A 14,963-nucleotide genomic window follows, 5' to 3' on the forward strand; every position below is an offset into this window, starting at 1 on the left:
CTGTTTGCTCTCGTCGATGGAGTTCAGCCGCGCGCTCTGGCTTCCGCTGTCCGCCGCGCCCGTCTGTTCCCGATCATGTTCGGTGCCGGCCTGAGCCTGGCCGGCACCCTCTTCGGCAGCCTCGCCCACGCGGCGGAAGAGCCACCGAAGAACTTCGGCCTCGACATCAAGGTGACCGCCGAATCCGAGGACGACCGCGACCTGGGCACCGCCCACGGCGGCGACCTCAACGGCATCGGCCTCGACCTGCGCCCCTGGGCGTTCGGCCAGTGGGGCGACTGGAGCGCCTACACCATGGGCCAGGCGGTGACCGCCACCGACACCATCCAGACCGACACCCTGCAGGAGGACAACAGCGCCTCCAACGATTCCGACAACCAGGACGACGGCCGCGAGCGCGACGACAGCTACCTCGCCCTGCGCGAATTCTGGGTCGACTACGCCGGCCTTACCCAGTACCCCGGCGAGCACCTGCGCTTCGGTCGCCAGCGCCTGCGCGACGACAGCGGCATGTGGCAGGACACCAACATCGAAGCGCTGAACTGGACCTTCGACACCACCCTGCTGCGCGCCCACGCCGGCGTCGCCCAGCGCTTCTCCGAATACCGCACCGACCTCACCGAACTGGCCCCCGAAGACAAGGACCGCACCCACTTCTTCGGCGACATCTCCACGCAGTGGCTGCCCAACCACTGGGTCGGCCTGCGCCTGCACCACGCCGATGACAGCGGAAACCTGAAGGACCCGGGCGAGGAAGTCGACTCCCTCGACAAGACCTACACCGGCGACCTCACCTGGGTCGGCATCGAGGCCAACGGCGACGGCTACAACTACCGCTCGCAGATGCCGCTCAACTACTGGGCGAGCGCCACCTGGCTGACCGGTAACCGCGACCGCCTGAGCAGCACCACCATCGGCAACGACCGCATCGCCACCGGCAAGCAGAGCGGCGACGTCAACGCCTACGGCGTCGACCTCGGCCTGCGCTGGAACATCGACGAGCAGTGGAAGACCGGTATCGGCTACGCCCGCGGCAGCGGCGGCGGCAAGGACGGCGAGGACCAGTTCCAGCAGACCGGCCTTGAGAGCAACCGCTCCAACTTCACCGGCACCCGCTCGCGCGTGCACCGCTTCGGCGAGGCCTTCCGCGGCGAACTCTCCAACCTCCAGGACGCCACCGTCTTCGGTGCCTGGCAGCTGCGCGACGACTACGACGCAAGCCTCGTGTACCACAAGTTCTGGCGCGTGGACGGCGACTCGGACATCGGCAACAGCGGCATCAGCGCACCGATGGTGAACAACTCCAAGGACGTCGGCCAGGAAGTCGACCTGGTCGTCACCAAGTACTTCAAGCAGGGCCTGCTGCCGGCCTCCATGAGCCAGGCGATCGACGAGCCGTCGGCGCTGATCCGCTTCCGCGGCGGCGTGTTCAAGCCCGGCGACGCCTACGGCAGCCACGTCGACTCGACCATGCACCACGCCTTCGTCGACGTGATCTGGCGCTTCTGAGGACTGTAGCGATGACTATCCGAGCACCCTTCCCCGCTCCAACACCCTCACCCCAGCCCTCTCCCAGGGGGAGAGGGGGCGCCCTGGCGTTGGGTTGCGTGCCGTGCCAGCCGATCGCTCCGAACAGCCCCCTCTCCCTCCGGGAGAGGGTTGGGGTGAGGGGGCCGCAAGGCCAGCGCAAGCCCGGCGCCGTGCAGTGGTCCACCCTGCTGCTGGGCAGCGTACTGCTGGCCAGCACTCCGGCCTGGGCGGCGCAGCCCGCGGCCAAGGCCCCGGCGAGCGCTGCCGCGCACAAGGATGCAAATGCCGCGAAAGCCCAGCAGGACGGCGACAAGCCAGGGCAGGACGCCGACAAGCCAGGCCAGGAAGAACCCGGCCACACCCAGACGCTGAAGGAATCCGGCAACTACACCGTCACCGCCGCCCCCAGCGAACCGCTCAAGCTCGACCCGCCCAAGCTCCCTGACCTCAGCGGCTACACCGCCGAGGCGGTGGAGAAGAAGATCGAGCGCAACAAGCGCGGCAAGGCGCAGGTCCAGCGCATGGTCCAGCAGCAGCCGCTGAAGGAATTCACCGGCGGCAAGAACCGCCTCGCCGAATGGGTGAAGCGCCAGCGCCAGATGCCCCAGGCGATCTTCATCGACGGCGGCTACGTCAACCTCGCGGACCTCGTCGGCAAGCTGCCGAAAACCGCCCTGGAGCAGACCGAGCCGGGCGTCTACATCGCCCGCCTGCCCATCGTGGTGAGCCAGGGCGCGACCCTGGAAATCGACGGCAAGGTCAAGGAGCTGCGCCTGTCCCAGGACCGCGGCGCGTTCCTGGTCAACGACGGCAAGCTGTTCGTCCGCGATACCAAGGTCACCGCCTGGAACGAGGCGAAGAAGGAGCCGGCCTGGTTCAAGACGCCCAACGAGTTCCGCCCGTTCCTGATCTCCTGGGGCGGCGCCGAGGCCTACCTGGTGAACAGCCACTTCACCAGTTTCGGCTACAACGCCTCCAAGGCCTACGGCATCTCCATCTCGCAGTACAGCCCGGGCATGGACAAGACCATGAAGCGCCCGCGGCCCAAGGGCTGGGTGATCGGCTCGACCTTCGAGGACGCCTGGTACGGCTTCTACTGCTACGAGGCCGACGACCTGGTGGTGCGCGGCAACACCTACAAGAACAACATCGTCTACGGCATCGACCCGCATGACCGTTCGCACCGCCTGATCATCGCCGAGAACACCATCTACGGGACCAAGAAGAAGCACGGCATCATCGTCTCCCGTGAGGTCAACGACAGCTGGATCATCCACAACAAGACCTACGACAACCACCTCTCCGGGATCGTCCTCGACCGTAATTCCGAGCGCAACCTGGTGGCCTACAACGAGGTGTACCGCAACCACTCCGACGGCATCACCCTCTACGAGTCGGGCGACAACCTCATCTACGGCAACCAGGTGCTGGCCAACCTGCGCCACGGCATCCGCGTGCGCAACAGCGTGAACATCCGCCTGTACGAGAACCTCGCGGCCGGCAACAAGCTGATCGGCGTCTACGGCCACATCAAGGACCTTACCGACACCGACCGCAACATCGACCTCGACCCCTTCGACACCAAGGTCTCGCTGATCGTGGTCGGCGGCAAGCTCGCCGGCAACGGCTCCGGCCCGCTGTCGGTGGACTCGCCGCTGTCGCTGGAGCTGTACAAGGTGGCCATGCTCGGCCCGACCAAATCTTCCGGCATCTCCTTCAACGGCGTGCTCGGCCAGAAGCAGGACCAGATCCTGGACCTGCTGGTGCGCCAGCAACGCGCTGTGCTGATCGACCCCGTCGAAAGCCAGGCCGAACTGCAGAACTGAGGATCCGACAATCATGAACAGACTGACCATCAACCTGCTGCGCCTGTCGGGCCTCACCGCCGCCCTGCTGCTCGCCCACCAGGCCAGCGCTGCCGACGCGCCGAGCTACTCCGCGCAGCCGTCCGCCGGCCTCTGCCCCACCGCCTCGAACAACGCGGCGTACAACACCAAGTACCTGGGCTTCTTCACCCACCTGGTACCGGCCCAGGAAGACTGGCTGTTCCGTACCACCTACGACCTGCGCACCGATTTCGGCACCAGCGCCGAAGGGTGGCGCGAGCTCAAGCAACTGCGCGACGAACTCAAGCGCAAGGGCATCGACCTGGTCGTGGTCTACCAGCCCACCCGTGGCCTGGTGAACCGCGAGAAGCTCAACCCGCAGGAGAAGGCCAGCTTCAACTACGACCTGGCCAAGCAGAACTACCAGGCGACCATCGCCCAGTTCCGCAAGGCCGGCATCTACACCCCGGACTTCTCGCCGCTGTTCGACGAGAAGGAAGAGCACCCGTACTACTTCAAGGGCGACCACCACTGGACCCCGTACGGCTCGATGCGCAGCGCGAAGATCGTCGCCGAGACGCTGAAGGAAATCCCCGCCTACAACGACATTCCGAAGAAGGAATTCGAGAGCAAGCGCGTGGGMCTGCTGTCCAAGCTGGGCACCTTCCACAAGGCCGCCGCGCAACTCTGCGGCAGCAGCTACGCGCCGCAGTACGTCGACCGCTTCGAGACCGAGCCGGTGGGCGACACCGGTGGCGGCGACCTGTTCGGCGAGGGCGGTGATGCCCAGGTGGCGCTGGTCGGCACCTCCAACAGTGGCCCGGCATACAACTTCGCCGGCTTCCTGGAGCAGTACGGCAAGGTCGACATCCTCAACAACGCCGTGTCCGGCGGCGGCTTCGACAGCTCCCTGCTGGCCTACATGACCAGCAAGGAATTCCACGACAAGCCGCCGAAGATCCTCATCTGGGAATTCGCCACCCACTACGACATGGCGCAGAAGAGCTTCTACCGCCAGGCCATGCCGCTGGTGGACAACGGCTGCGCCGACGGCAAGCCGGCCATCAGCCGCAAGGTCAAGCTGCACGCGGGCAGCAACGAGGTGCTGATCAACAGCGGCGCCCTGCCGATCCGCTCGGGCAGCTACACCGCCGACGTCACCTACTCCGACCCCGGCGTGCACGAACTCAAGAACACCATCTGGTACATGAACGGTCGTCGCGAGCAGCTGAAGATCGAACAGTCCAAGGCCGTGGATACCGGCGGACGCTACGTCTTCGAACTGCGCAACGACGAAGACTGGTCGAACCAGCAGTTCCTCTCCCTGGAGATCGAGGCGCCGGACGACATGCCGGCGGGCCTGGAAGTCGAGGCCAAGCTCTGTCAGACGCCCAAAGCCAAGTCGGCCGACGTGGCCGCCAACTGAAGCGAGGGATGAACACCATGCCCAGCCTACGCAAGATCAAGACCCCCGTGGTCGCCCGCATCGGCCTGACCGTCGCGGTGCTCGGCGCCCTGTTCGGCGGCGAGACCACCCATGCCGCCGACCTGATGCCGCCGCCGGGCTACTTCTCCGCCGTCGGCGACAAGGGCAGCAAGAAGGACGCCGACAGCTGCCCCACTGCGCCCACGCCCTACACCGGCAGCCTGCAGTTCACCAGCAAGTACAAGGGCTCGGACTCGGCGCGGGCAACCTTCAACGCCGATGCCGACAAGGAGTTCCGCAGCCAGATCAAGGACATCACCGACATGGAGCGCGGCGCCACCAAGCTCATCACTCAGTACATGCGCAGCGGCAACAAGGGCGACCTGGACTGCGCGATGAACTGGCTGGATAGCTGGGCGAAGGCCGGTGCGCTCGAAAGCAGCGACTACAACCACACCGGCAAGTCCATGCGCAAATGGGCGCTGGGCAGCCTGTCGTCCTCCTACATGCGCCTGAAGTTCTCCAGCAGCCGTCCGCTGGCCGCCTATGGCGAGCAGTCGAAAGAGATCGAGAACTGGTTCAGCACCCTGGGCAGCCAGGTGGTGCGCGACTGGAGCGACCTGCCGCTGAAGAAGATCAACAACCACTCCTACTGGGCCGCCTGGTCGGTGATGTCCACCGCCGTGGTGACCAACCGCCGCGACCTGTTCGACTGGTCGGTGCAGGAATTCAAGGTCGCCGCCAACCAGGTGGACAACGACGGCTACCTGCCCAACGAACTCAAGCGCCGCCAGCGCGCCCTGTCCTACCACAACTACTCGCTGCCGCCGCTGACCATGATCGCCGCCTTCGCCCAGGTGAACGGCGTCGACCTGCGCCAGGAAAACAACGGCGCCCTGCAGCGCCTGGCCAACCGCGTGATGCAAGGCGTGGACGACCAGGACGCGTTCGACGAGAAGACCGGTAACGACCAGGACATGGCCGACCTGAAGGAGAACAGCAAGTTCGCCTGGCTGGAACCCTACTGCGCGCTCTACAGCTGCGCGCCGAAGACCCAGGACTGGAAGAAGAAGATGGAGCCGTTCAACAGTTTCCGCCTGGGGGGTGAAGTGACCAAGGTTTTCAACCGTCAGGGGGCGGGGAGCTGAAGCAGCGCCCGTCTCCTTGAAGGCGGAATTCCCGTCGGGCGGATAACGCTTCGCGTCATCCGGCCGGGACCTGTAGGAGCGAGCTTGCTCGCGAACAGTGTCTCCGGGAGCTCCAGCGCCGGGCAGTTCGCGAGCAAGCTCGTTCCTACGAAGAGCTGCCCATCCCGCACACGCGGGGCACGGCAACACCACCCGACCCACGCAATAAAGACGCGGGCGGGCGCAACAGATTGAGCACCACATGGGGAGGAATTGGCGGGTAGCCCCGGCCTTTCCTCAAGGCGTCGCGAAGACGCCGGAAGGTCCGGAGCCACTCAAGGTTTGAAGCTCCAGAGAGAGACGCGGAATGGTCTTTTCTTCCAACGTGTTCCTGTTCCTGTTCCTGCCGGTCTTCCTCGGCCTGTACTACCTGAGCGGGAACCGCTACCGGAACCTCCTGTTGCTGGTCGCCAGCTACATCTTCTACGCCTGGTGGCGGGTGGACTTCCTCCTGCTGTTCGCCGGCGTCACCCTGTTCAACTACTGGATCGGCCTGCGTATCGGCGCCGCCGGCGTTCGCACCAAGGCTGCCCAACGCTGGCTGCTGCTCGGCGTGGTGGTCGACCTGTGCGTGCTGGGCTACTTCAAGTACGCCAACTTCGGCGTCGAGAGCCTCAACGAGATCATCACCTCGATGGGCATGCAGCCCTTCGTGCTGACCCACATCCTGCTGCCCATCGGCATCAGCTTCTACACCTTCGAATCGATCAGCTACATCATCGACGTGTACCGCGGCGACACCCCGGCCACGCACAACCTGATCGACTTCGCGGCGTTCGTGGCGATCTTCCCGCACCTGATCGCCGGCCCCGTGCTGCGCTTCAAGGACCTGGTCGACCAGTTCAACCACCGCACCCACACCGTCGACAAGTTCGCCGAAGGCTGCACCCGCTTCATGCAGGGCTTCGTCAAGAAGGTGTTCATCGCCGACACCCTGGCGGCGGTGGCCGACCACTGCTTCGCCCTGCAGGCCCCAACCACCGGCGATGCCTGGCTCGGCGCGCTGGCCTACACCGCGCAGCTGTACTTCGACTTCTCCGGCTACAGCGACATGGCCATCGGCCTCGGCCTGATGATGGGCTTCCGCTTCATGGAGAACTTCAACCAGCCCTACATCAGCCAGTCCATCACCGAGTTCTGGCGGCGCTGGCACATCAGCCTCTCCACCTGGCTGCGCGACTACCTGTACATCAGCCTGGGCGGCAACCGCGGCACCACGTTCCAGACCTACCGCAACCTGATCCTCACCATGCTGCTGGGCGGCCTGTGGCACGGCGCCAACGTCACCTACATCATCTGGGGCGCCTGGCATGGCGTGTGGCTGGCCATCGAACGCGCCCTGGGCGTGAACGCCGCGCCGCGTGTGCTCAATCCGCTGAAGTGGGTGTTCACCTTCCTGCTGGTGATCGTCGGCTGGGTGATCTTCCGCGCCGAGAACCTGCACGTGGCCTGGCGCATGTACGCCGCCATGTTCAGCTTCGGCGACTGGCACCTCTCCGAGCTCAACCGCGCCAGCCTCACCGGCCTGCAGGTCGGCACCCTGGTGGTCGCCTACCTCGTGCTCGCCTTCTTCGGCCTGCGCCAGTTCTACAACCAGCCGATGCAGAGCAAGGCACCGAAGGCCGCCGCGAAGACCGAACAGGTCGACGCCGACGGCCCGGCCAGCGCCCAGCCGCGCACCCCGGCCATGGCCCAGCAGGACCCCGCGGCAATCGCCTATTCGCCCAGCGGCGCGGCCGTCTACCAGCCGCACTGGATGACCCAGCTGCCGGTCCTGGCTACCCGCGTCGCCCTGCTCCTGCTGTTCGCCGCCTCGGTGCTCAAGCTCTCGGCGCAGAGCTACTCGCCGTTCCTCTACTTCCAGTTCTGAGCGAGGCCAGACCATGACAGAAGCAATCAGGACTATCGCCAAACCCCTCCAGTACGCCTACATCGCCGCCTTCGGCGGGATGCTGCTGGGCCTCGCCGGCTGGTCGCTGAAGGCCTTCCCCAGCTTCTCCGCCGCCGAAGGCACCACTGTGCTCAACGGCAAGCTGGCCCACGCCTTCGAAGGCCACTACGACGGCGAATTCCCCATCAAGCGCCTGGGCACCAACCTCTGGGCTGCGCTGGACTACACCGTCTTCGACGAAGGCCGCCCCGGCGTGGTGATCGGCAAGGACGGCTGGCTGTTCACCGATGAAGAGTTCAAGCCCGCCCCCACCCAGCAGCAGCTCGACGACAACTGGGCGCTGGTGCGCGGCGTGCAGCAGGAGCTGGAACGCCGCGGCGTGAAGCTGGTGCTGGCGATCATCCCGGCCAAGACCCGTCTCTACCCCGAGTACGTCGGCAAGGAGCAACCGGCGGCGATGCACGCCTCGCTCTACAACGACTTCCTGCAGCGCGCCCGCCAGGCCGGCATGGCCGCTCCGGAGCTGCTCGGCACGTTGGAGAAGGCCAAGGACAACGGCCAGGTGTTCCTGCGCACCGACACCCACTGGACCCCGTTGGGCGCCGAAGCCGTGGCCCAGCGCCTGGGCGAAAGCATCCGCGCCGGTGCCGGCGCCGACCTGCCGAGCCAGAGCTTCGTCACCGAAGCCGGCAAGAGCGGCGCGCACAAGGGCGACCTGCTGACCTTCCTGCCGCTGGACCCGCTGTTCACCAGCCTGCTGCCCGAAGAAGACCAGCTGCAGCAGCGCCAGACCCACCCGGTCGAGGAAGCCGCAGCCGGCTCCGGCGACAGCAGCGGTGGCGGCGACCTGTTCGGCGACAGCGCCCAGCCGCAGGTCGCCCTGGTCGGCACCAGCTACAGCGCCAACCCGCGCTGGAACTTCGCCGGCGCCCTCAAGCAGGCGCTCTCGGCGGACGTCATCAACTACGCCAAGGAGGGCAAGGGCCCCCTGGAACCGATGCTCGAACTCCTGCAGGACGAAGGCTTCAAGCAGAAGCCGGCGCAACTGCTGGTCTGGGAATTCCCCGAACGCTACCTGCCGATGCACAGCGACCTGAGCCAGTTCAACCAGGACTGGGTGGCGCAATTGCGTGCGGCGGGTAACCGCGACGAACGCCTGGCCTCCAACCAGGCCCCGGCTCACTGAGCAGAACCATCCACGGCGCATCGAGCGCCGGAACAGGGCACCACCCGTGCCCAGACGAGAAAAAGTAGACGGAGGTACACCCCATGAACCGACTGACCTTTAACCGCATGAGCATCCGCACCCTGCAATCGTCCGCCCTGGCCATCGCCCTGGGCGCCGCCTCCTTCGGCGCCTTCGCCGGCGGTGAAGGCGCGCTGTACGGCCCGCAGGCTCCCAAGGGCTCGTCCTTCGTGCGGGCCTACAACGCCGGCAGCGCCGAGCTCAACGTCGCGGTCGGCAACGCCACCCTGAACGACGTCTCGCCGCTGGGCTCCAGCGACTTCAAGTTCCTCCCGCCGGGCAACTACACCGCCAAGGTCGGTAGCCAGAGCCTGCCGGTGAAACTCGACCCGGACGCCTACTACACCCTCGTCAGCCAGCCCGGCGGCCAGCCGCGCCTGGTGCCCGAGCCGCCGTTCAAGAACAAGCAGAAGGCCCTGGTCCGCGTACAGAACCTCAGCGGCAAGGCCCTCACCCTGAAGACCGCTGACGGCAAGACCGAAGTGGTCAGCAACGTCGCCCCGCAGAGCCACGGCGACCGCGAGATCAACCCGGTGAAAGTGAACCTGGCGCTGTTCGATGGCGCGAAGAAGGTCAGCGACCTCAAGCCCGTCACCCTGGAGCGCGGCGAAGTGGTCTGCCTCTACGTCACCGGCGACAGCAAGCTGAACCCGGTGTGGGTCAAGCGTCCGGTGAAGGCGGACTGAGTCAGTCGGCGATGACCTGCCAACGCGCACCACTCGCCCTCTCCCTAACCCTCTCCCTGAAGGGAGAGGGGACTGGATGGGCGCAGGTGGAAACCATGGCGTCAGCCGGCACGAACAACTCCCTCTCCCTTCAGGGAGAGGGCTGGGGAGAGGGTGCTACACCTCACTCCCAAACAGATATGCAAAACAACAAGACCGGCCCCACACCGGCAGAAAAACCAGTGCGCCGCAAAGACGGCCTGCACAGGAGAGGTCACCCAAACGGCACGCCGGCCCGCATGACGCGGCTCGGCCGACAGAACGCAAACGCTTAAGGAGAAACCCGATGATTCCAGTAATTCTTTCCGGTGGCAGCGGCTCGCGACTCTGGCCTCTTTCGCGCAAACAGTATCCCAAGCAGTTCCTCGCCCTGACCGGCGACCACACCCTGTTCCAGCAGACCCTGGAACGCCTGGTCTTCGAAGGCATGGAACCGCCGGTGGTGGTGAGCAACCTCGAACACCGCTTCATCGTCCAGGAGCAGCTCGAAGCGCTGAACCTGAAGACCCAGTCGATCCTTCTCGAACCCTTCGGCCGCAACACCGCCCCGGCGGTCGCCATCGCCGCCATGAAGCTGCTCGCCGAAGGCCGCGATGAACTGCTGCTGATCCTCCCCGCCGACCACGTGATCGACGACCAGCGTGCCTTCCAGCGTGCCCTGGCACTGGCCACCAACGCCGCCGAAAAGGGCGAGATGGTGCTCTTCGGCGTCCCCGCCGACCGCCCGGAAACCGGCTATGGCTACATCAAGTCCGGCGACGAGCGCGGCCTGCCGGACGGCGTCATCCGCGTCGAGCGCTTCGTCGAAAAACCCGATGAAGCCCGCGCCCAGCAGTTCGTCGAGGAAGGCGGCTACTTCTGGAACAGCGGCATGTTCCTGTTCCGCGCCAGCCGCTTCCTGGAAGAACTGAAGAAGCACGACGCCGACATCTATGACACCTGCCTGCTGGCCCTGGAGCGCAGCCAGCACGACGGCGACCTGATCAACATCGACGCAGCCACCTTCGAGTGCTGCCCGGACAACTCCATCGACTACGCCGTGATGGAAAAGACCCGCCGCGCCTGCGTGGTACCGCTGGCGGCCGGCTGGAACGACGTCGGCAGCTGGTCGTCGATCTGGGAAGTCCACGACAAGGACGCCGACGGCAACGTCACCATGGGCGACGTGGTCGTGCATGACAGCCACAACTGCCTGGTGCACGGCAACGGCAAGCTGGTCTCGGTGGTCGGCCTGGAAGACATCGTGGTGGTCGAAACCAAGGACGCCATGATGATCGCCCACAAGGACCGCGTGCAGGACGTCAAGAAGGTGGTCAACGAACTCGACGCCGCCGGCCGTAGCGAAACCCAGAACCACTGCCAGGTCTACCGTCCGTGGGGCTCCTACGACTCGGTGGACATGGGCGGCCGTTTCCAGGTCAAGCACATCAGCGTCAAGCCCGGCGCGCGCCTGTCCCTGCAGATGCACCACCACCGCGCCGAGCACTGGATCGTCGTTTCCGGCACCGCCCAGGTGACCTGTGACGACAAGACCTTCCTGCTCACCGAGAACCAGTCCACCTACATCCCGATCGCTTCGGTCCACCGCCTGGCCAACCCGGGCAAGATCCCGCTGGAGATCATCGAAGTGCAATCAGGCAGCTACCTGGGCGAAGACGACATCGAGCGTCTGGAAGACGTCTACGGCCGCACCACGGAGAACGTGGAAGTCCAGGCTGTAGTTCGCTAAGCCCCGGGACCTGGCGCTTCCCCCCATCGGCGCCAATGCCCCCGCACCTTCCGGTGCGGGGGCTTTTTTATGGGCGCTTGCCGAGGGATCCGCCCTATACGCTCTTCGTAGGAGCGAGCTTGCTCGCGAACCGCACTCTGCCGCCCTACCCGGCAAACGCTTGCGTAGGATGGGGGAGCTTGCGATACCCATGCTGCCCCGCGAGCCCGGCGATCGGACTGGGCACTCCGTGCAGGAGCGAGCCATACCCGCGATTTTCCTGCCTCTAGTTGGGTATTCCAGCGCCGCATCTGCGTACGCGCGAACTCTGTGTTTCGCCCCCTCGGGCGACCTACTTTGGCAAACGCCCCAAAGTAGGCAAAAGTCTCGCCCCTGCCATCCGGCTTTTCGCTTCGCGAAAAGTACCCTCGGTTCCTCGGAGTTTCAGGGGCCCGCGTTGACGGGCCATCCCTGGCCCGGCAACGCTCTCGCGACATCCATGTCGCTCGGCCCCTGAAACTCCGATCACCTTCGGCCTCCTGAACGGGGCAGTCGGAGTGTGCGGAGGTTTCTCTGGAAGACCTCAAGAGCAAAAGCGAGAGGCGGTGTTTACGTAGGGCGCATAACCCGGAATGGGTTATCCGCCGATACGACAACGGCGGATAACGCTGACGCGTTATCCGCCCTACGGTCTGTTCGCGAGCAAGCTCGCTCCTACGAAGAGCCTATGCCCCGCTTTGGCTTTGGCTTTGGCTTTGGCTTTGGCTTTGGCTCTTAGAGACTTCCAGAGAAACCTCCGCACACTCCGACTGCCCCGTTCAGGAGGCCTCGTTGAAGCGGAGTTTCAGGGGTTGAGCGACATGGATGTCGCGAGAGCTGCGATGGGCCAGGGACGGCCCTTCGCAGCGTGCCCCTGAAACTTCGCTTCAACGAGGGAATTTTTCGCCTAAGCGAAAAACCGGATGTCCGGGGCAAGACCTTTTGGTTCCTTTTGGGAGGGCGGCTATCCGACGTTTGCCAAAAGGGACTCGCCCGAGGGGGCGAAACACGGAGTCCACGCGCACGCCGAAGCGACGCTGGAACACCTAACTAAAAGCATCGATCACCCCGACAAGAGGCACCGTATTGCAGAGCGTCCTGGTAACACAGAAGCCCGCCGCGCAGGACATCGCGGACAAAGTCCGCTCCTACGAAACAGGATGCACCGGCACGGGGCACGTTCGCGAGCAAGCTCGCTCCTACAGGGAGCCAACCCCGCACCACATCAACCCGCCCCACCCCGCTGCCTGCTAAGGTAATGCCCCATACCCCCGCGGAGCTTTCCATGCTGTACGGCATCCTGCTGATCGTCACCTGGATCATCCTGCTGATCCGCTACCCCTCCCGCGCCCTGCCGATCTCCGGTGCCGGGCTGGTCGGGCTGGCCGCGGTCATCACCATCGCCATCTGGCAGGACAACAGCGACGCCCGTCAGTTGCAGCACCTGGAGCTGCGCATCGCCTACCAGCCCGACCAGTGCCAGCCCGGCCGCCCGCTGGCCGTCAGCCTGAAGAACGGCGCCTCGCGCCCGCTGCTGGAACTGCGCTGGAAGGTCGCCGCCTACCGCCCCGGCGACACCACCGACCTCGCCGAAAACCTCTACGAAGCCCCGCGCTATCGTGGCCCCGGCGCGCTGCTCGCCGGCGACAGCTGGAGCGACTGCCTGCCGCTGCCGCCGCTGCGCCCCGGTTACCGCGCCAGCACCCTGGAATTCCGCGCCGAGCGCGTAAACGCCCGCTTCGGCAACTGATTCACCTGCCCCGCACATTCCGGTACGGTAGTCCGCGCCAACAGCCCAAAGGACTGCCCCACCATGCCCCAGCCCGTCGCCCTCATCACCGGTTGCTCCAGCGGTATCGGCCGCGCCCTCGCCGACGCCTTCCAGGGCGCCGGCTACCAGGTCTGGGCCACCGCGCGCCGCGATGAAGACGTCGCCGCCCTCGACCAGGCGGGATTCCGTGGCGTGCTGCTGGATGTGAACGACGACCCCGCCGTCCAGCGCCTCGCCGAACTCCTGAACAACGAAACCGGTGGCCTTGACGTGCTGATCAACAACGCCGGCTACGGCGCCATGGGCCCGCTGCTGGACGGCGGCAGCCAGGCGATCCGCCGGCAGTTCGAAACTAACGTGTTCGCCGTGGTCGGCGTCACCCGCGCACTGTTCCCGGCGCTACGGGCGCGGCGTGGGCTGGTGGTGAACATCGGCAGCGTTTCCGGCGTGCTGGTCACCCCCTTCGCCGGTGCCTACTGCGCGTCGAAAGCCGCAGTACACGCGCTGAACGACGCCCTGCGCCTGGAGCTGGCGCCCTTCGGCATCGAAGTGATGGAAGTGCAGCCCGGCGCCATCGCCTCCAATTTCGCCTCCAACGCCAGCCGCGAAATGACCGCGGTGGTCAGCGAGGATTCGGCCTGGTGGCCATTGCGTAAGTTCATCCAGGCGCGTGCCGCCGCCTCCCAGGACAAGCCCACGCCGGCCACCGACTTCGCCCGCGAGCTGCTGGCCGCCGCGCAGAAGTCTCCACGCCCGCGCCTGGTACGAATCGGCAATGGCAGCCGCGCCCTGCCGCTGCTCTCGCGCTGGGTACCCAGCGGCCTGCTGGACAAGGTGCTGAAGAAACGCTTCGGCCTCGACGGCTCGCTATGAAGCACTTCCTCTTCCGCATCGCTCGCATCCTCCTGCCGTTCCTGGTGCTGCAACTGGCCGTGGCCATAGGCGTAACGGCCTACCGGGGCGAGCTGAGCGCAGCAGCCCTGTGCGAGACAACGATCTACGTCGGCTTCGCCTGTTGCGCGTTGGCCGCGCTGATGTTCAAGGGCGCCAACGACAGTGCCGGCCTGCTGCGCAATCGCGAGGTGATGAGCGCCGCCGCCACCTCGAATCGCCTGTGGCACGGTCTGATGGCGGATCTCGCCGATGGCCGCGCCTTCGCCAGCGCCCTGATGGCCAGCAGCGCGCTGCTATTTGCCGGTGCCTACTGGCTGAAGGGGTTCTGATGACTTACCCGATCCGCTACCTCGCCCTCGCCGGCATCCTCGCCGCGTTCTTCCTCAACGTAGTGGCGCGCGGGCTGCTGCGGGTCGGCGGTGTGCCGGCGACCTTGCTGGTGGCCGCGGTGATCGCCGCAGCCATGGCCTTGTGGTTCGCCCGTCGGCACAAGCGCCTGGCACAAACCGGCGAGCGCTGGCGCCTGACCGCGCTGTACGGCGCCGGTCTCGCGGTGCTCTACGCCATCCTCGTCGGCCTGGCCGCCTGGAAGAACACACCGAGCCCGGCGGCGCTGCTGCTCTACTTCCTCAACTACCTGTGCTATCCGCTGTGCGTCTGGTGGTTCTTCCGCCCCGGCGTGCTCGTGCGTTTCCTGCCAAGCGGAGCACGCTGACGGCC

12 protein-coding genes are annotated in these 14,963 nt (G+C 65.8%); all 12 read left to right on the forward strand.

What is annotated here, in order from left to right; genetic code table 11:
* The first annotated feature begins 75 nt into the window (after positions 1–75).
* The 12 genes from QO207_RS13880 to QO207_RS13935 all read left to right on the forward strand — a co-directional run bounded on the left by QO207_RS13880 (position 76) and on the right by QO207_RS13935 (position 14,958).
* Positions 76–1,509 carry an alginate export family protein gene (locus tag QO207_RS13880; protein ID WP_301533074.1) on the forward strand — a complete coding sequence of 478 codons (1,434 nt, stop codon included), beginning with the start codon at positions 76–78 and terminating at the stop codon, positions 1,507–1,509.
* Between the two features lie 155 nt (positions 1,510–1,664).
* On the forward strand, positions 1,665–3,356 hold the full coding sequence (algG, locus tag QO207_RS13885) for a mannuronan 5-epimerase AlgG (RefSeq protein WP_301532963.1): 1,692 nt from the start codon (positions 1,665–1,667) through the stop codon (positions 3,354–3,356).
* 13 nt (positions 3,357–3,369) lie between these two features.
* On the forward strand, positions 3,370–4,782 hold the full coding sequence (locus QO207_RS13890) for an alginate O-acetyltransferase (RefSeq protein WP_301532964.1): 1,413 nt from the start codon (positions 3,370–3,372) through the stop codon (positions 4,780–4,782).
* A gap of 35 nt (positions 4,783–4,817) precedes the next feature.
* On the forward strand, positions 4,818–5,930 hold the full coding sequence (locus tag QO207_RS13895) for a mannuronate-specific alginate lyase (protein ID WP_301533075.1): 1,113 nt from the start codon (positions 4,818–4,820) through the stop codon (positions 5,928–5,930).
* 346 nt (positions 5,931–6,276) lie between these two features.
* Positions 6,277–7,839, forward strand: coding sequence for an MBOAT family protein (locus QO207_RS13900; protein ID WP_301532965.1), 1,563 nt, complete (start codon positions 6,277–6,279; stop codon positions 7,837–7,839).
* Positions 7,840–7,852: 13 nt separating this feature from the next.
* The gene (locus tag QO207_RS13905) at positions 7,853–9,046 is read left to right on the forward strand and encodes an alginate O-acetyltransferase (RefSeq protein WP_301532966.1); all 1,194 of its coding nucleotides are present in this window, start codon (positions 7,853–7,855) and stop codon (positions 9,044–9,046) included.
* A 107-nt stretch (positions 9,047–9,153) separates the two neighbouring features.
* The gene (gene algF / locus QO207_RS13910; protein ID WP_301533076.1) at positions 9,154–9,792 is read left to right on the forward strand and encodes an alginate O-acetyltransferase AlgF; all 639 of its coding nucleotides are present in this window, start codon (positions 9,154–9,156) and stop codon (positions 9,790–9,792) included.
* 325 nt (positions 9,793–10,117) lie between these two features.
* Positions 10,118–11,560 (forward strand): mannose-1-phosphate guanylyltransferase/mannose-6-phosphate isomerase, encoded by a 1,443-nt coding sequence (locus QO207_RS13915; protein ID WP_301532967.1) that lies wholly within the window; start codon positions 10,118–10,120, stop codon positions 11,558–11,560.
* Between the two features lie 1,303 nt (positions 11,561–12,863).
* Complete coding sequence (locus tag QO207_RS13920; protein ID WP_301532968.1) at positions 12,864–13,328, forward strand: multidrug transporter; 465 nt, start codon at positions 12,864–12,866, stop codon at positions 13,326–13,328.
* A 63-nt stretch (positions 13,329–13,391) separates the two neighbouring features.
* Positions 13,392–14,222 (forward strand): SDR family oxidoreductase, encoded by an 831-nt coding sequence (locus tag QO207_RS13925; protein WP_301532969.1) that lies wholly within the window; start codon positions 13,392–13,394, stop codon positions 14,220–14,222.
* Entirely contained in the window at positions 14,219–14,572 is a 354-nt protein-coding gene (locus QO207_RS13930; RefSeq protein ID WP_301532970.1) for a hypothetical protein, read from the forward strand. The genes QO207_RS13925 and QO207_RS13930 overlap by 4 nt, the downstream gene beginning before the upstream one ends.
* Entirely contained in the window at positions 14,572–14,958 is a 387-nt protein-coding gene (locus QO207_RS13935) for a hypothetical protein (RefSeq protein ID WP_301532971.1), read from the forward strand. The genes QO207_RS13930 and QO207_RS13935 overlap by 1 nt, the downstream gene beginning before the upstream one ends.
* The last annotated feature ends 5 nt before the right edge of the window (positions 14,959–14,963 follow it).

Origin of the sequence: Pseudomonas sp. CAN1 (assembly GCF_030462585.1) — a bacterium.
Lineage (GTDB): Bacteria > Pseudomonadota > Gammaproteobacteria > Pseudomonadales > Pseudomonadaceae > Pseudomonas.